Here is a 24,357-nt window from a genome sequence, read left to right as displayed (position 1 = left end):
CACGGAGGACCCCCAATGGCATTGAGTGCATCCACCAACCTTCCGCACAGCGTCGACCGCGTCACCGCAGTCTTCGTGAACGAGGACTTCCTGCGCCACACCAGTGAACTCGTTGGCGGCACCCTGGAGTCCTTCACCGTCGACGGCGACACGGCCGGCGCTTTCAGCACCACCACGGTGCGGACCATCCCGACCAACCGGATGCCCGAAATGGCCCGGAAGTTCGTCGGCGAAAGCCTGAAGGTGACGCAGCTTGAGAACTGGGACGCCCCTGCCGCCGACGGCTCGCGGCAGAGCAACATCACCCTGAAGGTGTCCGGCGCGCCCCTGGATGTCAACGCCGTCCAGCGGCTGGTCTCCGATGGCGGCAGCACCCGGATCGAGCTTGAGGGCACCGTCACCTCCTCCGTGCCGTTCCTGGGCGGAAAGATCGCCGAAGCTGCCGAGCCGATGGTGGGCAAGGCCCTGAATATCCAGTCCACCCAGGCCCAGGCCTGGCTCGAAAGCCACTAGCACATGGAAATGCCGGCAATCCTGGCCGTCGTCCTGATCGTGGCCGGCGTCTGGTCCCTCGCCGTCTGGCCGCAGTTCCTGCGCCGGGTGATGAAGGACCCGCGGGCCCGCGACGGGAACGGCAAGGCCACGCGTTTCTTCACGGTCCACGTCGTCCTGGTCAGCATTTCCATGCTGCTGGGCGCGGCGACGGCGGCCATCGGAATCGCCGGGCTGTTCGCGTAGGCGGGCCGGTCGGCCAGGCCGGCCGCGTCCCGGCGCGCGGATCCCGGGTGCACCAACGGCGGCCAGGTCCCCGGGTCGCCAGCGAACCCGCGCGGCTGCCCCGGGTCCCGGGTGCGCTAATGGGCCGGCGTTCCCGGTGCCAGGGCCTGGGCCTGGGCCTGGGCCAGGGCGTCTTCGGCCGCCACCCAGGAGATCATGGCGCACTTGACCCGGGCAGCGTATTTGGACACGCCTTCGAAGGCCGAGGCGTCGCCCAGGATTTCGGGGTCGGCGGCGAGCTTCCCCCGGGACCGCAGGACCTCACGGAAGTTGTCGATGACGTGGGTGAAGCCGTCCACGTCCATGCCTTCGGCGAGGTCGGCGAGCACCGAGGCCGAGGCCATGGAAATCGAACAGCCAGCCCCGTCCCAGCGCAACTGGGAGACCTTGCCGTCAGCAACCGCGACCCGAACGGTGATCTCATCGCCGCAGACCGGGTTGAGCTGGTGGGACTGCCCCGACGAGGCCCCGTCCGGAACCGGGGTCTCCGTCAGTCCGCTGCCGGTCCGCAGTTTGGCGTGTTCCAGGATGATCTGCTGGTACAGCTGTTCAAGGCTCATGCGGGAATATCCTTAGGCTCCAAAGTAGGCGCGGACCCCGGTGACAGCAGCGAGGAAAGCGTCGACGTCGGATGTTGTGTTGTACAGGTAGGTACTGGCCCGGGTGCTGGCCGTCAGGCCCAGACGGCGGTGCAGCGGCTGCGCGCAGTGGTGGCCGACCCGGACCGCGATTCCCTTGCTGTCCAGGAACTGGCCGACGTCGTGTGCGTGCACCCCGGCGACGTCGAAGGAGGCGAGGCCGATCCGCTCCTGGCCGGCCGCCGGCCCGAGGACCCGGACGCCGGGAATCGATGCGAGGCCTTCGACGAGGCGCTGGCCGAGCAGGGACTCCCAGGCATGGACGCGGCCCATCCCCGTTTCGGTGAGGTAGTTTGCCGCCGCGGCAAGGGCGATGGCCTGTGAGACTTTCTGGGTGCCCGCTTCGAAGCGCTGCGGGGCCGGCAGGAACGCGGCGCGTTCCATCGTCACCGTGGTGATCATCGATCCCCCGGTGAGGAACGGCGGCAGCGCGTTCAGCAGTTCGGACCGGCCGTACAGCACGCCGATGCCGGTGGGCCCGAGCATCTTGTGTCCGGACAGCACCGCGAAGTCCACACCGAGGTCCTGCACATCCAGCGGCAGGTGCGGCGCGGACTGGCAGGCGTCCAGCACGGTCAGTGCCCCCGCTGCGCGGGCCATCGCCACCAGCGTCTTGACCGGGTTGATGGTGCCGAGGACATTTGAGGCGTGGCTGAAGGCGAGGACCCGGGTGGCCCCGGTGATGATGCCGGCGGCCGCCTGGAGGTCCAGGACGCCCGCGTCGTCGACGGGGATGTACCGCAGCGTCGCACCGGTCCGCTGCGCGAGCTGCTGCCACGGGATCAGGTTCGCGTGGTGCTCCATCTCGGTGACCACAATCTCGTCGCCGGCCCGGAGGGCGAAGCGATCCGCTTCCGCCCCAGCGCCCGGCAGGGACGAGTTGAGGAAGGCGTAGCTGAGCAGGTTCAGGCCCTCGGTGGCGTTGGAGGTCCAGATGATCTCATCGGCCCCGGCGCCCAGGAAGGCAGCGAGAGTCTCGCGGGCGTCCTCGAAGGACTCCGTGGCCTCGACAGCCAGCAGGTGGGCTCCGCGGTGGACCGCGGCGTTGCGCTGTTCGTAGAACTCCTGCTCGGCCTCGATGACGCTGATCGGGTTCTGCGAGGTCGCGCCGGAATCCAGATAGATCAGCGGGTGCCCGCCCATGGACCTGGCGAGGATGGGAAAGTCGTTGCGGATCCGCAACACCTCGTCGTCGCCCAGTGCGGGCAAGGTCCGGGACTCTGACGTCGCCGCAAAAGCCACGCTGGCCTCCTCAAATCGGATTAGATGGACTACAGTCCATCATCCCACGGAACGGCAGCCCCCGGTTTGGCCCTCAGGGCCGGTGCGAATCGCCGCCCGTGTCGATGAGATCCACCCGCCGGCTGACGCCGAGCTTGGCAAAGACCCGGTAGAGGTGTCCTTCCACGGTCCGCTGCGATACGCAGAGTCTGCTGGCGATCTCGGCGTTCGTGGCACCGCCGGACACCAGGTCCAGGATTTCGGTTTCCCGGGCAGTCAGTTCCGCGTCCTGCTCGGGTCGGACCAGGTCAATGTGCGCTGCCATCCCGGCGGCCGTCATCCGGTTCTGGATCTTGCGCTGGACGGCCAGCAGCTTCCGTTTGTCGGTCGTCTCGGCCAGGCAGCGTTCCGCCTGCTGCGCCGCTTCGAGGGCCAGCAACACGTAGCCGGCCCGCAGCGCCTTATCACTGATGTGGACGAGTTCGGCGTCGTCTGCATGCAGCACCGCGACCGCATAGTCGTGCAGCATGCCCGCTTCGCGCCCCTCGACCGCGAGGCTGCTGCGGGCGAGGCCGTCAGCGGCCTCGGTGTCCCCGCGGCGCACCGCAATCCGTCTGATGTCGGTCTCGACGCCCCGCAGTCCCTGCCGTTTGGCTTCCGCGGCGAGGCCGGTGAGCCTCCGGCTGACATCCCCGGCCCCGCCCGGGCCGCCGCCGGCCGCGGTTGAGTAGGCGTCGGCGAGCAGCGGAACCGCCCCCGGCCCGCGGTACCGGAAGAGCCGGAAAGCGGCCGCATGCTGCTCAGCCTCCTGACCGTGACCCAGCACGGAGTCGGCGTAGGCCGCGACCGCGTGCGCAAAGGGCAATAGCTCCCAGGGATCGGCAATGGTGAGTTCCTCGACGCCGAGAACGAGTTCGGCAATGCCCTCGGGCATGCGCCCCTGACGGACGCGGGCGAGGCCCCGCATCAGGTGCAGGATTCCGCCGCTGAGCAACAGCCTCGAGGGGTAGTGTGCTTCGTACTCATCGAGGGCGGCGGCGAGCGCCTCCCACTCCCCGGCCCAGTTCAGGCTCAGGCTGTAGCGCACCAGGAGGTCCTCATAGACGAGCGGCAAGGCCATGTCCCAGCCTTGCGCCCCCTGCCAGGCATCGCGGGCCAGCCCAACGCCCTCCGCCACCCTGCCCTGGGCGCAGAGCAGTTCGGCGAGCAGGGAGGCCGCCGGAAGTCTAAGCTCGGGCCGCTCCCCGGCCGCCACCACCAGCCTGCTTAGCCTTCCCACACTGTCTGTCGGGCTGGCCTGGCTGCCGGCGGTCCCCGTTGCAGCCGCGATCGGGGTCAGATCCAACCACGACGGCGTCACCGCCGCGTCCAGCCGGGAGGCCGGCTGGCCGTTCCGCAGCCGGCCGGACAACAGCGCCGCCAGATAGCGGGATCTTTCGTTTGTGAGCGGCTCTGCGAGCTGGAGGAATTTCGCGGACTGTTCGTGGTGGCCCAACAGATACCGGGCATAAGCGATCTGCAGCCGGGCCTCGGGAATCATCGCATCGTCCGTCACCGCCTCAGCGGTCATCAGCGCGGCCGGGGCGTCGAGTGCGGCATTTGCCGCGTACGCCGCCTTCAGCAGCTGATCCGCCGGGACGACGGCTCCGCAATCCAGTGCCCATCTGACCCGGTTCAGGAAGGCATCCGGCGGCACAGCCGCTCCCGACGGCAAGGACACGAAGCTGTTACGGAGTCCCGCGCTTCTGCCCGCCGGAACCCACCGGCGGATGATCTCGCCGATCAGGGGGCTTGCGGGGCGCACCGTGCGGTCGGCGCCTCGAGACACGCTGATAATCCCGGCCCGTTCCAGCGCGTCGACAGCCTTCGGACCACCAAACCCCAGCAGTTGGCCGAGCGGAAGCGGTCCCGCCAGGGCAACAATGCCGGCAGCGGTCCGTTCCTCGGGTGACATCGTGCGCAGTTCGTGGCCTATCAGGTCAGCGCCCGGGATCTCGGACAGGGCGGGACGCGAGAGCAGGAACCAGATCCCGTGGCGAAGCCCCAGGTCCCCGGATTTCCTGGCGTGTTCGATCAGGGACAGCAACATAAAGGGGTTCCCGGCGGAGGCGTCGGCAAGCACCGCGCTGGCCCAGGGCGACACGTCGGCCCGGAGTACTTGCTCGCAGAGCTGGTGCACTTCGGCCCGGGTCAGCGGCTCCAGGTCGAACTTCGCCAGGATCCCGTCATCCCAGAGGGCCAGGAATTCCTCGGGGATAAGCAAACCCGGCCGGCAGGTGGCCAGGACGTTGGCGGCACCGGTGGCTACTGCCTGCGCCACGAGCTGCGTCGTCCCGCGGTCCAGGCACTGGGCGTCGTCGATGACGAAGAGCGGTTTGCTGGGCTGCGCCTTGATGTTGTCCGTCACGGTCTTCACGACGGCGGAAAATGAGTCCAGATCCTGTGCGGGCAGCTGACCAAGATAGGGCGACAGGGCCCCGAATGGCACGGCCGAGAGTGCAGGAGTTGCGGCGAGGCGGATCACGGCCGCGCTCGGCCGGAGTTCCCGGAGCACCGCCCTGGAAACGGCAGTCTTCCCGGTGCCCGGGTTGCCGACGATGAGGGCGCCGGATTTCCCGCCGTCGCGCAGACATCTGACAATGTCCTTGACGATGGCAGTCCGGCCGACCAGTGCAGCAGACTCAGTCAGACTTTCCACCCCGGACCTCCCTGCGCCGGCAAAGCGGTACGCGGACTGGCCCGGAGAATAGCGGGCCAGGTCGGTCAGCCCAAGCGGGCGTGTTCCACTGGTCCGGAGATGACATCTTTGAGTTCCGACCTGCTCGCTACGTGGAGCTTCGCATACACCTGGTAGAGATGCCCCTCCACCGTGCGGACCGAAACGTGCATCTCGTCGGCGATCTTCCGATTGGAAGTACCGGCAGCAGCCCTCACCGCCACCTCGGATTCCCGGGCTGTCAGCGTCGAGGTCAGCAGCGAGAGCACGCCGTTTCTGGGGTTCCCGAACCGGTCCTCAAGGGATTGCTGCGTCCGCTGGGCCATCCTCAGGGAGATGCGGTTCCCGGCGTCGTTGGCGCAGCTCACGGCTTTTCTGGTGACGTCCCTGGCGAAGATTCCGTGGCCGGCCGCGTCTGCTTCCTTGGACGTTGCGAGCAATTCCTCACTGTCGGCATCCTTCAGCCCTTCGGCGAGCCGCGAGCACAGGCCGGCAAAGTGCCCCGTGACCTGGCCCGCAAGATCGCTGAGTTTCTGGCTGGCCTGACGGTCCCCCAGCCGGGCCACCGCTGAAAGAAACTGAAGCCCGGTAGCAAGCGCTGAGGCATCGGTGTCGATGTCGGCCTCGAGCTTCAGCGCGCGGAGGGCCTCGGTCTTCTGGCCGATCTCCGCCTTGGCGGACAGCTCGAAGTACCGCGTGATCCGGTTCACCAGCCACGATGCCCGGGGCATCGGCTCCTCGACGTTCATCAGCAAAGCCGCTGCTTTGTCCTCATCGCCCTGGATCGCGAAGGCATAGGCGCAGGCTGCGGCGGCGAGGCCGGCGACGGCATCCGGGTCATGCACGCTGAGCTGCCAGACCCCGGACTCCAGCCGCTCCAGGGCCTGGGTGAGCTGACCGCGGTGCAGGTCGACGATACCCTGGCCGATCTCAAACATGCCGCCAAGCCTGGCCTGTTCGTCCCAGGCCTCCGACGTGCCCGCAATGAAGTCAGCGGCCTCCCGGAACTTTGCCGAGAGCAGCAGGAGCAGCAGGAACCGGCCCCTGATTTCGCGGATCGCGGCGTCGGACAGATCCAGGCCGGCAGCGGCGAGAATCACTTGCCTGCCCAGCCCCACAGCGCCAAGGATCTCGCCGCTGACGGCCTTGGCTTCGCACAGCAGGCTCGCCGCCATGATTGTGGCTTCGCTGCTCAGGTCAAGGGAGTCCGCCTGCTGGAACATCTGCAGGACATCGCCGTACCGGCCTTCGAAAACGGCGAACTCGGCGTAGGCCAGGCGCACCCGCTCGGCCACGGCACCCAGCTCCGGGCCGGTGTCCCCGGACATCGCGAGTCGCAGTTCCACCTCCTGCAGCCTGGCCAGTGCACCGGCCGCCGCCGCGGGGCTGCGCCTGTCCAGCTCCGCCCACAGCAGTTGAAGTGAGGCCCACTCATCCAGTGCCAGAGCGTCACCGGCCCGCTGTTCAACGTCGGTCAGGATGCGGCGGGCTGCTTCGTCGTTGTGCTGGGAGATGAATGCCCTGGCAGATTCGACGGCCACTTCCGCCTGCTTCTGTCCGCCGGCAATTTCCCTGGTGAACCTCAGCGCGGACTGCGGATCGGATCCCTTGTTCGCAAGGCGGGCGGCTGCCAGGGCAAGCCGCGGATCCACCTCTTCGCCGCAGTCCAACGCCCAGGCGACCGCGGTGGAACCGGTGTATTCGTCCAGGTCCTGATCCTGGAGCACGGCCCCGAGCCGGCGTCGAAGCTCCGCACTGCGGCCTGGCGGTACAACGCTGGCGACGATTCCGGCAGTCACCGGGTTGGCGATGCTCACCAGGGGCGGATGCTCATGGCTCACATGGATGAGGGCCCGCTCCTGCAGGGTGTCGATGTCCTGCGCCTTGGACACGTTCATCAGGGTCTGCAGGGGCAGTGCTCCGGCAAGCGACAAGAGCTCAAACACATCCCGCTGGCCGGGGCTGAGCCGGTTGAGCCGTGCCTTCAGCACATCCCGGATCTCTCCGGCCAGAGCCACCGGGCGGTCCCCCAAAACCCAGGAATCCTCGTGGCGGACAATCGTCCCCAGCTTGATCTGCTCCCGCGCCAGGGAGTGCAGGAAGAGTGCGTTGCCGCCGCTGGCGTTCCAGAGGGCGCGCGCCGCCGCGTGGGAGAAGTGGCCACCGTACTCCTGGGCCAGGCTGTCCGCCGTCTCGCTGAAATCAAAGGGGCCGATGTCTACCCGGCGTAGAAGGTCGTCCTTCCACAGACCCATGATGTCGCTGCCCAGGTTGGGAAGGTCAACACAGGCCGCGAGCAGCAGGACGTGACCGCCGGCACAGAGCTGGGCAACCATCATCGTGGAAAGCTCATCCAGGTCATGGGCATTGTCGACAAAAAGTACGACGCTGCGGCCCTGGGCCCGGGTATGGAGCAGTTGGGTCAGGCCGCGCAGTACCATCAGCGGATGCTCGAGGTGGGAGGCATCGAGTTCGTTGAGCAGCACGCTGAGGGCGCCGTAGGGGAGCTTCGAGGAGATGGAACTGCCCCGGACCTGCACTACCAGGAACTCGTCACCAAGCTGTTCAAGTGCCCGTTGGGCAATAAAGGACTTTCCGGCGCCGTGTTCCCCCACAATCACCGCCCCGCAGCCCGATCCCGAGGTCAGGGCCGCGACGACGTCTTCGACGGTCTGGTGCCGGGTGTAGTGCTTTTCGTGCCACGCCTTCCCCAGATGGTGGGCTGGTGAAATCACATCTGTTCTGCCGCTGCCCGCAGACAGGCCGGCTTCTTGCTGAAACATGAGAGAGACCTTCGCAATCAAAGTATTGACTACCGATATGTCCAACCTAGGGAAAAGGTGAATTTTCGGGATGCGTAAGCGCTACTCGATTACGGCCGCAGTAGCGGACCCTGGGCTACGTAGGTGTACTCAGAATTTGACGGGCCCCATATCCCATAACCAAGTAGTGGGGATTGGCGGGCCGCGCAGGCGGCGGGATGCTGTTTCACGCCGGCGCGTCGGGGCTTTCGCGAGCCCTGGCGGGCCGCCGGTGCCGGACGAATGTTGCTCACCGGCGAAACAGTCCTGGCACGGCCGCCCGACCCGCGGGCGGCCGAGCCAGGACTGCGGCCACTGAAGCTTAGGGAGCCGACGGCGGCTGGGGGGAGGAACCTCGGTCTCAGAAGGTTCCGACGCCGTCGGCTCCGTCAAGGGGGTTCACGCACTCAGCGCGAACCATTCGGGAGACCATTTCAGACTGGAATTAGTATCTATGGCACCAGAGTGAGCCATCGTTCCCCACACCGGCGATCCTGGCAGCTTCAGCGGAGGGCCTGGGCCGTATCCGCGTTGATGGCTCCACGTTCACAATCCTTTGTCGGGTAGTTCCTGGTGCTGACTACAATCTAGCGAACCGGACGGCAACGGCGCACCGGTAGTCCATACTCGACTTCGTGGCGGGTTCCGGCCGGAACGCTGATCGAGGGTACTTGCCACTGCGGCGGGCATCCGACGCTGGCGCGGTCCGGCTACGCGTTCCCCATACCCGTCCGGCTGGGGGCCTACTTGCCGCACCCCGGGAGCTACGCACTCGGGCGGTGTGATGGGGCGCTGATTCCGCAGGGTGGCGGGACAATGTACGCGCGGGGCCAGCAGAAGGCTGGCCACTCGACGCGTACATCAGCTGCCGTTTCAGCTAGGAGGGGGACACACCGGGCAGCTGGTCCCGGCCTTTAATGTTGAGTTTCGCGTAGCTGCGGTACAGGTGGCCCTCGACCGTCCGAATGGATACCTGGAGTTCGGCGGCGATCTGGCGGTCGCTGAGGCCTCGCACCGCGAGCGCCACGATGTCGCGCTCCCGGCGGGTCAGCAAACCAAGGGAGTCGCTCGCGGTGTCCGGCTCCTGGCCATCGACACTGTCGGCGTGGTCCAGGCACCGTTTCCGCTGCGACATCGCCATCCGCTCCCGCAGCGTGTCCCCGGCAAGCCGGTATCCAGCAGCGGCCGCATCGTAGGCAAGGGCGGCGAAGCCCCAGAGTTCGGCATCCTCGCAGCTCCTGCCCGCTTCGAGGTGATCCGCGGGCAGGTCGGTGCTGACCGCAGCCGCATAGCGACAGATCGCCGCCGCCCGGGGACCCTCCAGCCCGTCCCGCAACTGCAGCAGTCGGGCAGCGGCGTCCCGGTCTCCCAGCGCGAGGCAGAAGGACAGCGAGTCAAACTCCAGACCGGGCGTGGAACCGTCGCCAATGGGCCGGCCAAGCGTCCGGAGCTCGCCGATGGCACCTGGGTAATTGCCTAGCCGGGCTTTCCCGTAGGTGACTGCCATCTTCGAGAGGGTGCGCAGGTAGCGTGATACCGACGGGGGGGCTGCGTTGTAGTCGGCAAGGAACGCCGCGGCCGCATCCTTGGCACCGACTTCGGCGGCGGCGGCGAAAGCCATCGAGGCTGTCAGGGCGAAGAGCTGTTGGGGGTCCGCGAGCCGCAGTGACTCCAGCGCCGCACTAAGTGTGGTCAGGGCCTGGGCAGCCTTGCCCTGGTAGGTCAGGATGATGCCGTGCGCGGCGTGGACTCCCCCGCCGAAGGCGGTGAGGGTTGGTCCGGGCCCGGCGGCGGCCTCGGACAGCAGTGCCTCCGCTGCGTCCCACTCGCCACTGTGAATCGCTGCCGCTGCCGCCCGAGCCACGAGGAATTCAGCAAGGTAATACAGTTCGTCGTGTCCAGTGCCCGCACTTGCCAGGCCTTGGGTCGCCGCCGCGAACGCCTGGACTGCTTTGCCCTGCACGAGGAGCCGTTCGGATTCCAGGGCAAGCCTGAACGCTGCCTCAAGGGAGTTGGCCGGCGGACGGGACGGGCCGGCCGGCGTGGCAGCCTCCGTGCCGGCATCATCAGGGTATTCGCCCGCCAGCGCGAAAACCATGGCCTGCAGGGTGGCGTACCGTTCCCGGACGGCTGCCAGGATCTCCTCGGCTTCTTCCGGGCTTTCCTTGGCCAGGCGGTCCCCTGCCTCCAGTAGGGCCCCGGCGCGGTCCATGATCTCAGTCGGCGTACGGCCGAGAGCGGCCTGTACCGCGGCCCACATCAACGTTCCCGTGAGGAGGACAGCGACACTGCGTCCCTTGGCGAAGTCGGCCTCCAGGATGTCACGGGCGGCGGCATAGTCGGAGGTGTTGAAGTAGGTCCGGGCCGCTACGGAGCGCGCAGCCACCTGCAATTCAGGGTCCTTGACCAGTGCGGCCGCCCTGCGTGCCAGCTCGTCCTGGTGGAGCCGGCTGGCCAGGACGGCCGCCCGCAGCAGTTGCCGGTCGTCTACCTCTGCGCCGCATTCCAACGACCAGCTCACCTGGCGCAGCAGGCCTTCCGCCGACGTCTGCTCGCTGTCCATGAGCTGCAGGAGGCTCTGCCGGAGTTGGAGGCTGCGCGCCGGCGAAATCAGGTTGCGCAGCGTGTCGGCGTAGATCGAATGCCACAGCCGCAGTTGCGGGTGGGGTGCGGGTGTGACCTTGATCAGCTCGTGTTCGATCAGGGCGGCCACCGGGACCTCGCCCACCGTTGCCTCAATTAACTCCCGTGACACCGGCTCGGCCAGGGCGATCAGGTTCAGTGCCTGTCGTTCTTCCGGCGAGCGCCGGAGCAACTGCCGGCGCACCAGGTCGGTCAACCGGTCCCCGTGGCTGTTGAGGGGGCGCGCAAGCAGCCACACCCCGTTGCGGTGCTGCAGTGAGCCGTCCCGCCGCGCGTCGTCGATCAGCCCGTGGAGCAGCAGCGGGTTGCCCTCTGACGCTTCCCAAAGGATTTCGGCGACGGACGGAAGGACCTGCCGTCCCAGCGTTTGTTCCAAAATCTCGGTCGTTTGCTGCTGGGTCAGTGGACGGAGGTCGAGGCGTTCCGCAATGCCTTCAAACCACAACTGCAGCAGCGGCTCCGGCAGGCCGGGCCGGGAGGCTGAGGCCACCAGCAGTTTCGCCCAACCAGCCGCCGCGAGCTCCACCAGGATCCCGGCGGTCGGCTCATCAAGGTCGTGGGCGTCGTCAACGATCAGCAGGAGGGGCTTCTGCGAAGCGCTTCGCTCCTCCTCCAACCGGGACCAGAACGTCCTGAGTACCGCCAGCTGCGAGGTGGCTTCATGCACAGGCAGCCCGACAATGAAAGGACCCAAAACGCCGTACGGGACGTTCGCCAGCGACGGGCTGCCGTGGATGCGGATGGGCGTGACCGCTGACTCCAGTTCGGACACTACGGCTTCGAGCAGCGTGGATTTCCCGATCCCGCTATCCCCAAGAAGGAGGACCGCCACGTGGGTACTTCCCTGGATGGTCTCCACTGCCGACTGCAGGTCCTCCATTCGGCCGGTCAGTATTCCGGATCCTTCTCCCGCGTCGGCTGCGGCTGTGCCGTTCCTAGATAAGTCCAAGCAGATCACTTCGCGACGAAACTCCCAGCTTCGTGAAGACCTGGTACAGGTGCCCTTCCACTGTTCTCACCGAAATACCGATGGACAGGGCAATGTCCTTGTTGGACACGCCGTTGCCGGCAAGGGCGGCAATCTGCCGCTCCCTGTCAGTGAGCAGCGGCCCCTTGTTCCTCGGCATGATCGGCAGGGCAGGCACGGCGTCCGAGAGGCTCTCGAGGATGGCGTGGGCGGCGCTGGCCTTACCGCTCAGACCCGCAGCCTTCGCAAAATCGAAGGCGAGGGCGGCGCATCGGGCCTGGACCGCGTCCAGCTCCATGGCCGCCGCCTGGGCGGCTGCCTCCAGCATGGTGCCAGCATCCTTCCTGCGGCTGCCGACGGCGACGGTCCGGGACAGCTCCGCAAGTGGCCCTTGCCGCAAGTTCGCGATGTCTTCCATGAACTGGAAGTCCTTGGTGGTGCCGTTGACGGTTGCACCGAACATGAAGATACCGGCGAGGGTATAGCGGCCGGCCCGGTAATGTTCCTCGGCTGTGTGCACCAACCGGTCTTTGGCCTCCGGGTCGCCGAGCCAGCGCGAGGCCATGTCCATGCAGAAGTCCGCGGAGCTGCTGACCGTGAAGCGGGCCGGGCCATCCGCTGACCGTGCCCGGTCCAGGTAGATGGAGGCCTGCACGGAGTTGCCGGTCTGCGCGTAGGCAAAGGCGGTGGCTGCGTAGGCCTGCCGCAGCGAATGCAGGCTCGCCCGGACTTCGAGCTGCGCAATCGCGGCCAGGAGTGGGTCGAGGGCCATGTAGCCGCGGCCCGCGTATACGTAGGCGAGGCCAACGGCCAGATCGGTGGCCGCGCTCCCGGAATGCAGGCCGTGGCCTGCCCTGCCGCTGGCGTCCTTGAGCATGTCGATGCTCTGCCGCCATTGTCCGGACAACAGCAGCACGTTGAAAGATCGCCACGCGAAATTTTCGCGGATCCGCGGAACGTTTGACCACTCACCCAGCTGACCGCCAATGTCGCGCATCAGCTTTCGGGCATCGATTTCCTTGCCCGTCATGCAAAGGGCTTCCATCAGGATGATGCCGGATCGGAGCCGGTGTACCGGGTTGTCATTCAGGTCCGGCGCCGCCGCAGCCCTGAGCTGGTCCATCATCGGCTCGTAGTCACCGATGAAGGACAGGTAGTTGAATTCGCACAGGTCCAGGCACAGACCGGCCCGGGTCAGCTCCTGCGCCGGTGCCGCCGGCCGCGCCTCACCGAGTTCGTGGAGCCGCAGCCGGGCCTGCCGGATCAGCTCCGGGACCTGGCCGGTGCGGTCCTCGAGCCACGACATGCCGTCCGCCTTCGCGGCGATCAGCTCGGCGTACGCCTCCGCGCCGAGGCTGCTGAGCTGGGCCGGAGAAACATCATCCAGGGCCGCCATGGCCTGGAGTGGCAGACCCAGCTGAAGGTAGGCGGCAGATTTCTGCAGCTGCCCCTCGCTCCATTCCGGGTCCTCAGGGCTCAGGCTGCCAGCGCACTTGAGCGCGAACTTCGGGTCGAAGAGTTTGACAGCGGCGGCGGCGGCCGCCACGGCGTGGGCGGGTGCCAGCGGGGCGTCGCAGTCGTGGGTCCAGGCTGCGTAGGCCAGCAGGTCCTCCACTGTCAGCTCATTCAATTCGTCCTGCTGGTGGCCCGGTACCTTGTCCCGAAGCTCCAGCCGGCGTTCCACACTGAGCCAGCCGCGGACGATGTCGCCCAGGTAGCGGTCCCCGAGCGACACCTGGTGCCGGTCGGTCCGGTCGATGACAATCTGGCCCGCGTCTTCCATGTCCGCTATCACTCCGGGACTGTACATCCGCGCAAGCCGGGCCAGAGGCAGGGTACGTGCGCAGGAAAGCACCTCGATGAGCTCCCGGGCCACCGGTGTTTCCCGGGCATAACGCGCCCGGACGATGTCTTCCAGCGCGGTGCGCCCGTCCAGCACCACCTCGTCCAGCAGAGTCCATACGGAGCCGGACAGCACCAGGTTGCCTCGTTCGATCTGCTCCGCAACCACGGCCTGCAGCAAGGTCGGGCTGCCGCCGACGAGCTGGTGCAGCTGACTTGCCAGCGCACTGGAAACCCTGCGCCCGAGCGCTGCCTTGAGCACCTCGAGCGTTTCGACTTCCGTGAGATTGGCGAGCCGGACCTCGGCGAGCTGCCCGGACGTGATGAGCCAGTAAAAGTCCGGCGGAAGGTCGGTTGTGCGCTGGGCGGTGGCGATGAGGCGTGCGGTTCGGGTCTGCAGAAGGTTGAGCAGGACGCCGGTGCTCAGTTCGTCCAAGGCTCCGGCGTTGTCCAGCAGGATGACACACTGGCGTCCGGCGGCGTCGTCGCGGATCAGGGAGGTGATGCCGTGCAGGATGGCCGTGGGCGATCCCAGGGAACTCTGTGGCAGGCGGGCGAGCGTGAATGCCAGGCATCCGTAGGGCGTCGCCGAGCCCGGACCCGAGCTGCGGAGCTGAAGGGTGTAAACATCGGGTCCGAAGCCCGCGATCGCAGTGCGGCCTACCTGGGTCTTGCCCACGCCACGGTCACCGGTGATGACCACACCCATCCGGTCCGCCGCGAGCAGGGCGCTGCGGACCCGGTCGGCGTCGGCATTGCGCGCGAGACCAGACCACCTGTGCCGGTCCAGCGGTCCGGTTGCAGGTTCTTCTGCGGCGGGTGGCAATGTTGTGGAAACATGCCCCCAGCCCAGCGATTCCCTCGACATCTTGTTTCCTTCGTACCGCTTAGCGGGCGGCAAAACCAAGACCGTCCGCCTAGAAGTAGCGTATCCCTATCCCCCGACATGAGAGTAGAGCGATCATATCCGCATTTCAGGGACCTTGAAAACAATTGGGCGGCGCGGGTCGCGGCGCGTCGCGCGTCACGCGGGCGGCTGACGGAGCTGATCTGTGACGACCATCTTGGCGCGGAGCGGACGTGTCGCCACCAGGCCCTCGGCGCGGTTAGGGTGCCTTGGCCGGGTGGAACTCTTGCTGGGCTGCCTGCAGGCCGTCGCGGACCAGGGCTTCCACGGCGTCGGCTGCGCTGTCGATCAGGAACGGCAATTCCTTTTTCTCGGGTCCGGAGAAATCCTTGAGGACATAGTCCGCGGTATCCATCCGGCCGGGCGGGCGGCCGACGCCGACCCGCACCCGCAGGTAATCCTTGGTTGCGAGGGCCTTGGAGATATCCCGCAGCCCGTTGTGGCCCCCCTCGCCGCCGCCGAGCTTTAGTTTCACCGTATTAAAGGGAATGTCGATTTCATCGTGCACGGCGATGACGTGGCCCGGCTCGATGTCATAAAACCTGGCCAGCGCCGAGACCGGACCGCCGGACACATTCATGTAGCCCAGCGGCTTGGCCAGCACCACCCGGGGTCCGCCAATGCCAAACCGGCCTTCCAGTACCTGGGACCGGGACTTGTGGGACTTGAATCCGCTGCCGATCCGCCCCGCAAGTTCGTCGAGGACCATCTGTCCGACGTTGTGCCGGTTGTGGGCGTACTCGGCGCCGGGGTTCCCGAGGCCTACGATCAGCCAGGTGTCAGTCATGGATCAGTCCTTTGGTGGGCAGTCCGGCCCGGGCGGCAGGATGGCAGGCTGGGCAGACGACGGCGGCCGGGCCCCACTGGGACCCGGCCACCGAAAATCGAGGGAACTACGCGGTTGCTTCCGCGACCGAAGAACCTTCGGTGACGTCGGCGGATGCTTCTTCCTCGGAGACCTCGGTGGCCTCGGAGATGTGCACGACGAGGGCCTCGGCGTCGGCCAGCAGGACGGCGCCCTTGGGCAGAACCAGGTCGGAAGCGTGGATGTGCTCGCCGGCCGTGCGGCCCTCGATGCTGACCTCAATGGCGGTCGGCAGGTGGGTTGCCTCGGCCTCGAGGGAGACGGTGGTCATTTCCTGGTTGAACACGTTGCCGGGGGCCAGCTCGCCGGTGAGGTGTACGGGAACGTCCACGGTGACCTTCTCGCCCAAACGGACGGTCAGGAGGTCGAGGTGCTCGATGATCTGCTTGATCGGGTTGCGCTGGATGTCCTTGACCAGGGCAAGGTGCTGTTCGCCGTTGATGTCAAGGGTCAGCAGCGCGTTGGCAACGCGGACAGCCAGGGTGGTGGCCTTGGACGGCAGGGTGATGTGGATCGGCTCGGCGCCGTGGCCGTAGATGACGGCCGGGATCAGGCCCTCCATGCGGGCGCGGCGGGCGAAGCCCTTGCCGAATTCGGTGCGTACTTCTGCTGCGAGCTTCTGCTCAGCCATGGTATCTCCTCGTGGGATTGCGGTGGATCAGCAAGGGCGGAGGTCTGTTTGCGACCTTCAACGCCGGGTGGCCGTGGGGCCGCCCTTCCGAAGGGAGATTCAGACCCAGTCGATAACGGAGACCAGCAACGGTTAGCCGTGAATACGGATTACCGGTGCTCTCCCTCGCCAAGGTTTCGGTTCAAGGCTACCAGTGCGGGGCCGGATTTCTGAAAACGGTCCCGCACTGGCGGACGGTTGAGCAGGCTCAACCGCGGGTTGGGCAGGTTAGGCGTTGCCGTCAAACAGGCTGGTGACGGAGCCGTCGTCGAAAACTTCGCGGATGGCGCGGGCGATCAGCGGTGCGATCGACAGCACGGTGAGCTGCGGGAAACGCTTGCTGGGGTCAATCGGCAGGGTGTTGGTCACGACGACCTCGCGGGCGCCGGATTCCGCCAGCCGCTGGGCCGCCGGGTCGGAGAAGACGGCGTGCGTTGCGGCGATGATGACATCCTTGGCGCCGGCGTTCATAAGCACCTGGACCGCGCCGGAAATAGTTCCACCGGTGTCGATCATGTCATCGATCAGGACGCAGGTGCGGCCCTCGATCTGGCCGACGACCGTCTTGGACATGGCCTGGTTCGGAACGGTCAGGTCGCGGCTCTTGTGCACGAAGGCCAGCGGAGCGCCGCCGAGGCGCTCGGCCCACTGCTCCGCGACCCGGACCCGGCCGGTGTCCGGGGAGACCACCGTGATGTTGTCTGCCGCCACGCGGGTGCGGATGTACTCGGCCAGCAGCGGGATGGCCATCAGGTGGTCCACGGGACCGTCGAAGAAGCCCTGGATCTGCGAGGTGTGCAGGTCAACGCTCATGATGCGGTCGGCGCCGGCGGTCTTGTACAGGTCGGCGATCAGGCGGGCGGAGATGGGCTCGCGGCCGCGGCCCTTCTTGTCCTGCCGGGCGTACGGGTAGAACGGCGACACGACGGTGATGCGCTTGGCGGAGGCCCGCTTGAGCGAATCGATCATGATGAGCTGTTCCATCAGCCAGTTGTTCAGCGGGGCCGGGTGCGCCTGGATGACGAAAGCGTCGGTACCCCGCACGCTCTCACCGGCCCGGACGTAAATCTCGCCGTTGGCGAAGTCGTAGGCGTCCAAGGGCAGCAGCTCGGTTCCGAGCTCCTTGGCGATTTCCTTCGCCAGCTCAGGATGCGCGCGCCCAGCGGCGAGCACCAGCTTCTTCTCGCCGCGTGCCGTAATTTCGCTCATATTTGCTAGCCCTCTTCTGTGGATGCCGGAGTACTGGAGGAAGTTGTGGTGGCGCCGGCGGCCTGGGCCAGGGACGCGGAAATCGAGCCGGGGCGGTTCGCGAGGACCCAGCCCTCGGAGTTCTGCTGCTGGGCCAGGGACAGGACCAGGGCACCCGGCGGCACATCGCGCCGGATCACGGCACCGGCACCGCTGTAGGCGCCGTCACCGACCTGGACGGGCGCGACGAAAACGGTGTTGGAGCCGGTACGGACGCCCGAGCCGATGACCGTGCGGTGCTTCTTCTCGCCGTCGTAGTTCGCAGTGATGTTGCCGCAGCCGATGTTGGTGTCTTCGCCGATCTCGGCGTCGCCCGCGTAGCCAAGGTGGGACAGCTTCGAGCCCCGGCCGATGGTGACGTTCTTGGTTTCGTAGAAGGCGCCGATCTTGCCGGTCTCGCCGAGGACGGTGCCTGGGCGCAGGTAGGTGAACGGCCCGACGCTCGCTTTGGCCCCGATCACGGCTCCGGAACCGTGCGTTCGGATAACCTTGGCGCCCTCGCCGACCCGGACATCCGTCAGGGTCGTGTCGGGGCCCACGACGGCGTCGCGCGCAACCGTCGTCGTCCCGTGCAGCTGGATATTGGGCAGCAGCCGCACGTCCTCGTCGAGGGTTACGGTGGCGTCGATCCACGTGGTTGCCGGGTCGACGACGGTGACGCCGGCGCGCATCCAGGCCTCGACGGTGCGCCGGTTGAGCTCGGCACCGAGAGCCGAGAGCTGGACTCTGTCGTTGGCGCCTTCGACCTGCCAGCGGTCTTCCGTAACGACGGCGGCGACGTGGCCGCCGGCGGCCCGGGCCAGGCCCAGCACGTCGGTGAGGTATTTTTCGCCCTGGGCGTTGTCGGTCGTGACGTGGGACAGCGAGTCGCGGAGCACGGCGGCGTCGAAGGCGTAGATGCCGGAGTTGATCTCGCGGATGGCCCGCTCGGTGTCGGTGGCGTCCTTGTGCTCGCGGATGCCGGTGACCGAACCGTCCGCAGCCCGGAGGATGCGGCCGTAGCCGGTGGCATCGTCGAGGACGGCCGTCAGGACGGTCACGGCGTGGTGTCCGGCCTCGTGGCTGGCGACAAGTTCGCCGAGCAGCTCGCCGGTGAGCAGCGGCACGTCGCCGTAGGTGACGACGACGGTTCCGCTGAGCTGCCGCTGGGGGTGGCGGGCGTCAAGTGCCTCGAGGGCGGCTTCGACGGCGCGGCCGGTGCCGGGAACATCGTCCTGGTCGACGATCAGGGCGTCCGGGTCGACGTCGGCGATGTGGGCGGCCACGAGGTCGCGTTCGTGGCGGACGACGAGGGCCAGTTCCTGCGGCCGGATCGTGCGCGCGGCGTGCAGGGCGTGGCCCACGAGGGAGCGGCCACCGATTTCATGGAGAATCTTGGGGGTACGGGACTTCATCCGGGTACCGGCACCTGCAGCTAGGACGATGACGGCGGCTGGGCCGGACTTCTCGGGGCTCACGTACGGGCTCTCCTTGCTCAGTGGCTTAGCTCATGCCGCTGTTCGGTGGATCTGGGTGGCCGGCGGCTGGGCCGACTGGTGCGGTACCGCGGTTGCCGGATCCGCGCGGCCGGGCCGGACAAGACTCCGGTAACGGCGCCAGATTCATCTTACTGGACTCACACGGAGCCACGCCCGCCGGGTACCGTTCCGGCGCCTCGACGCCAAGCTGTTCCGCCCATAGGACTCGAACCTATACTCCACGGCTCCAAAGGCCGGGGTGCTGCCATTACACCAGGGCGGACCATACCAAGGCGGTGAGCCTGTGGCACGAGAGTCAATTCTGCCACACTGCGTTGCCCCCGGGCGGCGACCCCGAAGTCAGGGCGCGGCCGCGCGCCCCGGTGGGAGAACTGGGGCATGATGGTGCTGTGAGCAACAGCACAGGGGCGCCCGGAGGTGCGGAGAGCCGCGCCGGCAGGCCGCTACGGCCCGCAGGCTACGTTCCCCGGATCCGGATGACGGGGCCCCAGCGCCGCAGCCAGCTGATCGGCATTGGCCGGGGGCTCTTCGCGCTCCGCGGACTGGACGGGACCACGATCGAGGAGATCGCCGCTGCCGCAGGCGTCTCGAAACCGGTGATCTATGAGCACTTCGGCTCGAAGGAAGGCCTGTACACGCAGGTCGTCGAATTCGAGTTCCGGATCCTGCTGGGCTCCATCAACGACGCCCTGTCCGAGGAAGCCAAGCCGCGTGTCCTGGTCGAGCGGGCCGCCCTGGCACTGCTGAGCTACATCGAGGACCGCGCCGAGGGATTCCGCATCCTCATGCGCGATGCCCCGCCGACGCAACCCGAAGGCGCCTTCTCCACCCTGCTCTCCCACGTCACTGCGCGGGTGGAGTACATCCTGGCCGACGAGTTCGCCCGCCGCGGCTTCACGTCCGCCGACGGCGCCATGTACGCGCAGATGCTGGTGGGAATGGTGGCAATGACGGGCCAGTGGTGGCAGGACAGCCGCAGCCCGGACAAACGCGAAGTGGCCGCCCACCTGGTCAACCTCGCCTGGAACGGCCTCACCGGCCTCCAAAAAGACCCCGAACTCCGCACCGGCGACTAGACCCCGTGCGCACCAGCTGCCCGGCCGGCCCGTTCTTGCTCTGAGCCCCCACCCAAGGGACATGCCCTCCCCTGGACTCAGAGAATGGACATAACACCAATATGTCCAACCGTCGCCAGCCCCGTGGGACATGTGCACAGGGATCGGAGTGGCCCAAGGGACATGTCCAGCCAGGGCCGGGAACTGTGGACAAACGAACCCGGCCCGGCGACGAAGTAACTCAGCGCCCCGCGGGACATGCCCTCTCCTGGTCTCGAAGACCCGCGGGACATGCCCTCCCACGGTCTCGAAGACCCGCGGGACATGCCCCCCCTGGTCTCAAGGGATGGGCATAACACCAACATGTCCAACCGTCGCCTGCTCCATGGGACATGTCCTGAGGGATTGGAGGCCACCATGGGACATGTCCTGAGGGATTGGAGGCCACCATGGGACATGTCCTGAGGGATTGGAGGCCACCGAGGGACATGTCCGGCCGTGCTGCAACACACTGGGCATGTCCCCCGGGTCCGCTGGACTACTCGCCGAGGACTTCGAGGGCTCCAAGCCACTCGAGCTCGAGGGCTTCGCGTTCGACCGCGAGGTCCTTGAGGTTTTTGTTGAGCTCGCCGAGTTTGCCGGCGCCGGAAGCGTCCGCGGCTGCGGCGGTCATCTGGGCGTGGATCTTGTCTTCCTGCTGCTTGAGCTTGCCCAGCTGGCGGTCGATCCGGTTCTTGGCCTTGCGGGCGTCCCGCTTTTCGCCCTCCGAGGCGCCGGCCGCGGCTGGTGCGGAACTGCCGCTGGCAGCGATGACTGGGTTGCCGCCACCGGTGATCGTTGACCCGGCCAGAGCCGCTTCGCGCAGTTCCAGATACTGGTCCACGCCTCGCGGCAGGGCACGGATCTTGCCGTCGCCGAGCAGGGCCATCTGGTGGTCCGTGACGCGCTCCAACAGGTAGCGGTCGTGGCTGACGACGATGAGGGTGCCCGGCCAGCCGTCCAGCACGTCCTCGACGGCGGCCAGCGTGTCGGTGTCCAGGTCGTTGGTGGGCTCATCGAGCATCAGCACGTTGGGTTCCCCCACCAGCAGGCGCAGGAGCTGGAGGCGACGGCGTTCGCCACCGGAAAGGTCCTTGACCGGGGTCCACTGCTTCTCGTTCGTGAAGCCAAGCTGCTCCACGAGCTGTCCGGCGGTGAATTCCTTGCCGCCGACATTGAAGGAACGCTTCTCCCGCTCGATCACTTCGATCACGCGCAGGTCCGAAACGTCGTCGAGCTCCTTGACTTCCTGGGACAGCACGGCGGTGACGACCGTCTTGCCGCGCTTGACCTTCCCGGAGCTGGGCTCGATCTGGCCGTTGAGGAGCTTCAGCAGGGTGGTCTTGCCGGCGCCGTTGACGCCGACCAGGCCCAGCCGTTCACCGGGCGCGAGCCGCAGGGTGATGTTGTCGAAGAGCTTCTGGCCGGGCTCGCCGCCGAGGAAGTCGAGGGAGACGTTCTCGAGGTCGAGAACGTCCTTGCCGAGCCGGGCAGCGGCCATCTTGCTCAGCGCCGTCGAGTCACGCGGCTCGGGGACGTCGGCGATCAGGGCGTTGGCTGCCTCGATCCGGAACTTCGGCTTGGCGGTGCGGGCCGGGGCGCCGCGGCGCAGCCAGGCGAGCTCCTTCTTGACGAGCATCTGGCGCTTGCTTTCCACCACGGAAGCAGAGCGGTCACGCTCGGCGCGGGCCAGCACGTACGCGGCATAGCCGCCGTCGAACGGGTCCATGATGCCGTCGTGGATTTCCCAGGTCTTGTTGCAGACTTCATCAAGGAACCAGCGGTCGTGGGTGACCACGAGGAAGGCGCCCTGGTTGGGCCGCCAGCGGGTCTTCAGGTGCCGGGACAACCAGGCGACGCCTTCGACGTCGAGGTGGTTGGTGGGCTCGTCGAGCATGATGACGTCGTGGTCCTCGATCAGCAGTTTGGCGAGCGCCACGCGCCGTTTCTGCCCGCCGGAGAGCGCGTGCACGTTGGCGTGCCAGTCGACGTCGGAGACGAGTCCGCCCATGACCTCGCGGATCTGGGGATTGCGGGCCCATTCATAGTCGGCCTGGTCACCGACGATTGCGGCGCCGACGGTGAGGTCGCCGTCGAGCACATCGCTCTGGTCAAGGTAGCCGATGTTGACCTCGCTGCGCTTGGTCACCCGGCCGGTGTCCGGGGTGGAGCGCATTGCCAGCAGGCGCATAAGGGTCGACTTGCCGTCGCCGTTGCGGCCGACCATGCCGATCCGGTCGCCCTCTTCAAGGCCGAGGGTGATGCCATCGAGGACGGTGCGGGTTGCATACGAGACCGTGAGGTTCTCGCCGCCGAGCAGGTGTGCCACTGGGAACTGCTTTCCTGGAGAAAATAAAGTCGGGCGAATTGGTCAGGCCGGATCGATCCGGGCCTGATACGTCGTGCGGACGACGACAATCCTATTAAAGGAGGGTATCGGAGATGATGCGCGCGCCGTGAACCGGGCCGTGGACCGCCATGGCATCGAGGCCGTGGTGCCGGAGGTCTTCGGCCAGTCCCTCAGCCGCCGCCGGGCTGTGGGCCAGCAGCGCCACGGTGGGTCCGGAGCCGGAGACGATGCCGGCGATGGCGCCCAGTGATTCACCGAGTCCGAGCGTGTCCCGGAGGCTGGGGGCCAGCTCAATCGAAGCGCGCTGGAGGTCGTTGACCAGCACCCTGCTCAAGGCATCGGCATCGCCGCTGCGCAGGGCCTGCAGAATCATCGGATCCACCGCAGCGGGCTCCTCGACCACCGCCCCTTCGGCCGCGCGCAGCCGGTCCAGGGTCCGGTAGACCTCGGGGGTGGGCAGGCCGAAGTCCGCGGCCACCAGGACCCAGTCGGTCTGGGCCTTGACGAGGGCCGGGGAAAGTTCGTCGCCCAGGCCGAGCCCGACGGCGGTTCCGCCCAGCAGGGAGAACGGCACGTCGGCGCCCAGTTCCGCGGCCAGATGGGCGAGTTCGTCGCGCGACAGCCCGCTGTTCCACAGCGCGTCGCAGGCAAGGAGCGTGGCTGCCGCGTCGGCCGAGCCGCCGCCCATACCGCCGGCCACGGGCACCCGCTTCGTGATCTCGAGGTGGACGCCGGTGGAGTGCTCCGAGACATCCGCCATGATGGCGGCGGCCTTGTAGGCCAGGTTTCTCTCGTCCAGGGGGATGTCGACGCCGTCGAGGTCGAGGGTGCTTGCCGGGCTGATACTGACGGTGATTTCACCGGTGTCCGTGCTGGTGGCGGCGACTTCTTCATAGAGGGAGACCGCGAGGTAGACGCTGGCCACCGAGTGGTAGCCGTCCGGGCGCAGCGGACCGACATCAAGTGAGACGTTAACCTTGCCGGGAGCCTTGACCCGGACAGTCCTCGCGGCAAAGCGCCCTCTCACTGCGTTCATGGCTCCACGCTATGGCATGGCATGGGCAGGCTCCAAGCAATGTGCCGGTCCGGCTCCGCGTTTTCCGTAACTGCCGCCGGGCTCAAGGATTCGGCTGCTCGTGGGCTTCTGCGATCCGGGAAAAGTCGGCAATGTCGATCACTTCGCCGCGCGCGGTGGGGTCAATACCGGCGGCCCGCAGGCAACGCTCAGCCTCCGCGGCGCTGCCGGCCCACCCTGCCAGGGCCGCGCGAAGCGTCTTGCGGCGCTGGGCGAACGCGGCATCGATAACGGCAAACACCTGTTCCCGGGTGGCCGTGGTGACGGGTGCTTCCCGCCGGGTGAACGCCACCAGGCCGGAGTGGATCTTGGGCGCGGGCCAGAAGACGTTCATGCCGATCACCCCGGCTTTGCGCATGCTGCTGTACCAGGCCGCCTTGACCGAGGGAACGCCGTAGGTCTTGGACCCGGGCCCGGCGGCAAGCCGGTCGGCTACCTCGTCCTGGACCATGACCAGGCCGTGGCGGAGGCTCGGGAAGTGCTGCAGCAGGTGCAGGACCACCGGGACGGCGACGTTGTAGGGCAGATTCGCCACCAGCGCGGTCGGCTCCACCGGAAGCTCGGTGACCCGCATCGCGTCGGCGAGGACCAGATGGAAATTTTCGACGGCGTCCGGCCGCCACTGGGCGACGGTGGCGGGAAGCTTGGCGGCGAGGACCGGATCGATCTCGACGGCGACGACCGAGCGGGCGGCGTCCAGCAGCCCGAGGGTGAGGGAGCCCAGACCGGGCCCCACCTCCAGGACCGTCTCCTCCGGGTGGATGTCCGCGGCGGCGACAATTCTGCGGATGGTGTTTCCGTCGATGACGAAGTTCTGGCCGAGGGTCTTCGTGGGACGGATCCCGATCTCCTCGGCCAGCCTGCGGATGTCGGAGGCGCCCATCAGGGATGGGGGCGCGCTTGCTGGCGTGCTGGCAGGGGCAGTCGCCGGCGTACTGCCCGGCGCGGAGGGGGTCGGTTCTGTCACCTAGGTATCCTATCCCGGCGCCCGGGCCGGCCATGGCACAGGCCGGGCCCGTGAACCGGACCGGGTCCGGAAACCGGGCCGGGCATGGCACCAGGCGG

At 67.3% G+C, this 24,357-nt stretch carries 16 protein-coding genes and 1 tRNA gene; 3 read left to right on the top strand and 14 right to left on the bottom strand.

Annotated elements, in window-relative coordinates; all coding sequences use genetic code 11:
* The first annotated feature begins 15 nt into the window (after positions 1-15).
* Together AC50YM_RS07495 and AC50YM_RS07490 are read left to right on the top strand one after the other, a co-directional pair.
* On the top strand, positions 16-513 hold the full coding sequence (locus AC50YM_RS07495) for a DUF2505 domain-containing protein (protein ID WP_494956335.1): 498 nt from the start codon (positions 16-18) through the stop codon (positions 511-513).
* Positions 514-516: 3 nt separating this feature from the next.
* Positions 517-738, top strand: a complete 222-nt coding sequence (locus tag AC50YM_RS07490; protein WP_494956334.1) for an SCO4848 family membrane protein — start codon at positions 517-519, stop codon at positions 736-738.
* Between the two features lie 116 nt (positions 739-854).
* Here the strand turns inward: AC50YM_RS07490 and sufU are convergent, their stop codons facing one another.
* The 11 genes from sufU to AC50YM_RS07435 form a co-directional block, all read right to left on the bottom strand.
* A complete protein-coding gene (gene sufU, locus AC50YM_RS07485; RefSeq protein ID WP_494956333.1) occupies positions 855-1,337 on the bottom strand; it encodes a Fe-S cluster assembly sulfur transfer protein SufU in 483 nt (160 codons plus the stop codon).
* A gap of 12 nt (positions 1,338-1,349) precedes the next feature.
* A complete protein-coding gene (locus AC50YM_RS07480) occupies positions 1,350-2,657 on the bottom strand; it encodes a SufS family cysteine desulfurase (RefSeq protein WP_494956332.1) in 1,308 nt (435 codons plus the stop codon).
* Positions 2,658-2,730: 73 nt separating this feature from the next.
* Positions 2,731-5,334, bottom strand: coding sequence for a helix-turn-helix transcriptional regulator (locus AC50YM_RS07475; protein ID WP_494956331.1), 2,604 nt, complete (start codon positions 5,332-5,334; stop codon positions 2,731-2,733).
* Positions 5,335-5,399: 65 nt separating this feature from the next.
* Positions 5,400-8,135 carry a helix-turn-helix transcriptional regulator gene (locus tag AC50YM_RS07470; RefSeq protein WP_494956330.1) on the bottom strand — a complete coding sequence of 912 codons (2,736 nt, stop codon included), beginning with the start codon at positions 8,133-8,135 and terminating at the stop codon, positions 5,400-5,402.
* An 895-nt stretch (positions 8,136-9,030) separates the two neighbouring features.
* On the bottom strand, positions 9,031-11,676 hold the full coding sequence (locus tag AC50YM_RS07465) for a helix-turn-helix transcriptional regulator (RefSeq protein ID WP_494956329.1): 2,646 nt from the start codon (positions 11,674-11,676) through the stop codon (positions 9,031-9,033).
* A 55-nt stretch (positions 11,677-11,731) separates the two neighbouring features.
* Positions 11,732-14,473: a helix-turn-helix transcriptional regulator gene (locus AC50YM_RS07460; protein ID WP_494956328.1), complete on the bottom strand. Its 2,742-nt coding sequence runs from the start codon at positions 14,471-14,473 to the stop codon at positions 11,732-11,734.
* A gap of 238 nt (positions 14,474-14,711) precedes the next feature.
* Positions 14,712-15,299, bottom strand: coding sequence for an aminoacyl-tRNA hydrolase (gene pth / locus AC50YM_RS07455; protein WP_494956327.1), 588 nt, complete (start codon positions 15,297-15,299; stop codon positions 14,712-14,714).
* A 106-nt stretch (positions 15,300-15,405) separates the two neighbouring features.
* On the bottom strand, positions 15,406-16,008 hold the full coding sequence (locus AC50YM_RS07450; RefSeq protein ID WP_494956326.1) for a 50S ribosomal protein L25/general stress protein Ctc: 603 nt from the start codon (positions 16,006-16,008) through the stop codon (positions 15,406-15,408).
* 267 nt (positions 16,009-16,275) lie between these two features.
* Positions 16,276-17,256, bottom strand: coding sequence for a ribose-phosphate diphosphokinase (locus AC50YM_RS07445; RefSeq protein WP_494956325.1), 981 nt, complete (start codon positions 17,254-17,256; stop codon positions 16,276-16,278).
* 5 nt (positions 17,257-17,261) lie between these two features.
* A complete protein-coding gene (gene glmU, locus AC50YM_RS07440) occupies positions 17,262-18,752 on the bottom strand; it encodes a bifunctional UDP-N-acetylglucosamine diphosphorylase/glucosamine-1-phosphate N-acetyltransferase GlmU (RefSeq protein ID WP_494956324.1) in 1,491 nt (496 codons plus the stop codon).
* Positions 18,753-18,963: 211 nt separating this feature from the next.
* Positions 18,964-19,035, bottom strand: a tRNA-Gln gene (locus AC50YM_RS07435).
* Between the two features lie 214 nt (positions 19,036-19,249).
* On the opposite strand from AC50YM_RS07435, the gene AC50YM_RS07430 reads away from it, so the two are divergent.
* Positions 19,250-19,849 (top strand): TetR/AcrR family transcriptional regulator, encoded by a 600-nt coding sequence (locus tag AC50YM_RS07430; RefSeq protein ID WP_494890563.1) that lies wholly within the window; start codon positions 19,250-19,252, stop codon positions 19,847-19,849.
* A gap of 517 nt (positions 19,850-20,366) precedes the next feature.
* On the opposite strand, the gene AC50YM_RS07425 is transcribed toward AC50YM_RS07430, so the two are convergent.
* The 3 genes from AC50YM_RS07425 to rsmA form a co-directional block, all read right to left on the bottom strand.
* Positions 20,367-22,196, bottom strand: a complete 1,830-nt coding sequence (locus tag AC50YM_RS07425) for an ABC-F family ATP-binding cassette domain-containing protein (RefSeq protein ID WP_494956323.1) — start codon at positions 22,194-22,196, stop codon at positions 20,367-20,369.
* Between the two features lie 94 nt (positions 22,197-22,290).
* A complete protein-coding gene (locus AC50YM_RS07420) occupies positions 22,291-23,253 on the bottom strand; it encodes a 4-(cytidine 5'-diphospho)-2-C-methyl-D-erythritol kinase (RefSeq protein WP_494956322.1) in 963 nt (320 codons plus the stop codon).
* Between the two features lie 82 nt (positions 23,254-23,335).
* The gene (gene rsmA / locus AC50YM_RS07415) at positions 23,336-24,175 is read right to left on the bottom strand and encodes a 16S rRNA (adenine(1518)-N(6)/adenine(1519)-N(6))-dimethyltransferase RsmA (RefSeq protein ID WP_494956389.1); all 840 of its coding nucleotides are present in this window, start codon (positions 24,173-24,175) and stop codon (positions 23,336-23,338) included.
* Positions 24,176-24,357 lie beyond the last annotated feature (182 nt).

Source organism: Pseudarthrobacter sp. RHLT1-30-1, assembly GCF_059383415.1.
The sequence above is the reverse complement of the archived record's forward strand: the minus strand, read 5'-3'. Positions and strand labels throughout refer to the sequence as shown.

Bases quoted from the DNA above. Each gene is read 5' to 3' on its own strand.
- AC50YM_RS07470 (WP_494956330.1), bottom strand. From the start codon at position 8,135: ATGTTTCAGCAAGAAGCCGGCCTGTCTGCGGGCAGCGGCAGAACAGAT.
- AC50YM_RS07430 (WP_494890563.1), top strand. From the start codon at position 19,250: ATGACGGGGCCCCAGCGCCGCAGCCAGCTGATCGGCATTGGCCGGGGG.
- AC50YM_RS07460 (WP_494956328.1), bottom strand. From the start codon at position 14,473: ATGTCGAGGGAATCGCTGGGCTGGGGGCATGTTTCCACAACATTGCCA.
- AC50YM_RS07495 (WP_494956335.1), top strand. From the start codon at position 16: ATGGCATTGAGTGCATCCACCAACCTTCCGCACAGCGTCGACCGCGTC.
- AC50YM_RS07490 (WP_494956334.1), top strand. From the start codon at position 517: ATGGAAATGCCGGCAATCCTGGCCGTCGTCCTGATCGTGGCCGGCGTC.
- AC50YM_RS07445 (WP_494956325.1), bottom strand. From the start codon at position 17,256: ATGAGCGAAATTACGGCACGCGGCGAGAAGAAGCTGGTGCTCGCCGCT.
- AC50YM_RS07420 (WP_494956322.1), bottom strand. From the start codon at position 23,253: ATGAACGCAGTGAGAGGGCGCTTTGCCGCGAGGACTGTCCGGGTCAAG.
- AC50YM_RS07465 (WP_494956329.1), bottom strand. From the start codon at position 11,676: ATGGAGGACCTGCAGTCGGCAGTGGAGACCATCCAGGGAAGTACCCAC.
- rsmA (WP_494956389.1), bottom strand. From the start codon at position 24,175: ATGGGCGCCTCCGACATCCGCAGGCTGGCCGAGGAGATCGGGATCCGT.
- AC50YM_RS07450 (WP_494956326.1), bottom strand. From the start codon at position 16,008: ATGGCTGAGCAGAAGCTCGCAGCAGAAGTACGCACCGAATTCGGCAAG.
- sufU (WP_494956333.1), bottom strand. From the start codon at position 1,337: ATGAGCCTTGAACAGCTGTACCAGCAGATCATCCTGGAACACGCCAAA.
- pth (WP_494956327.1), bottom strand. From the start codon at position 15,299: ATGACTGACACCTGGCTGATCGTAGGCCTCGGGAACCCCGGCGCCGAG.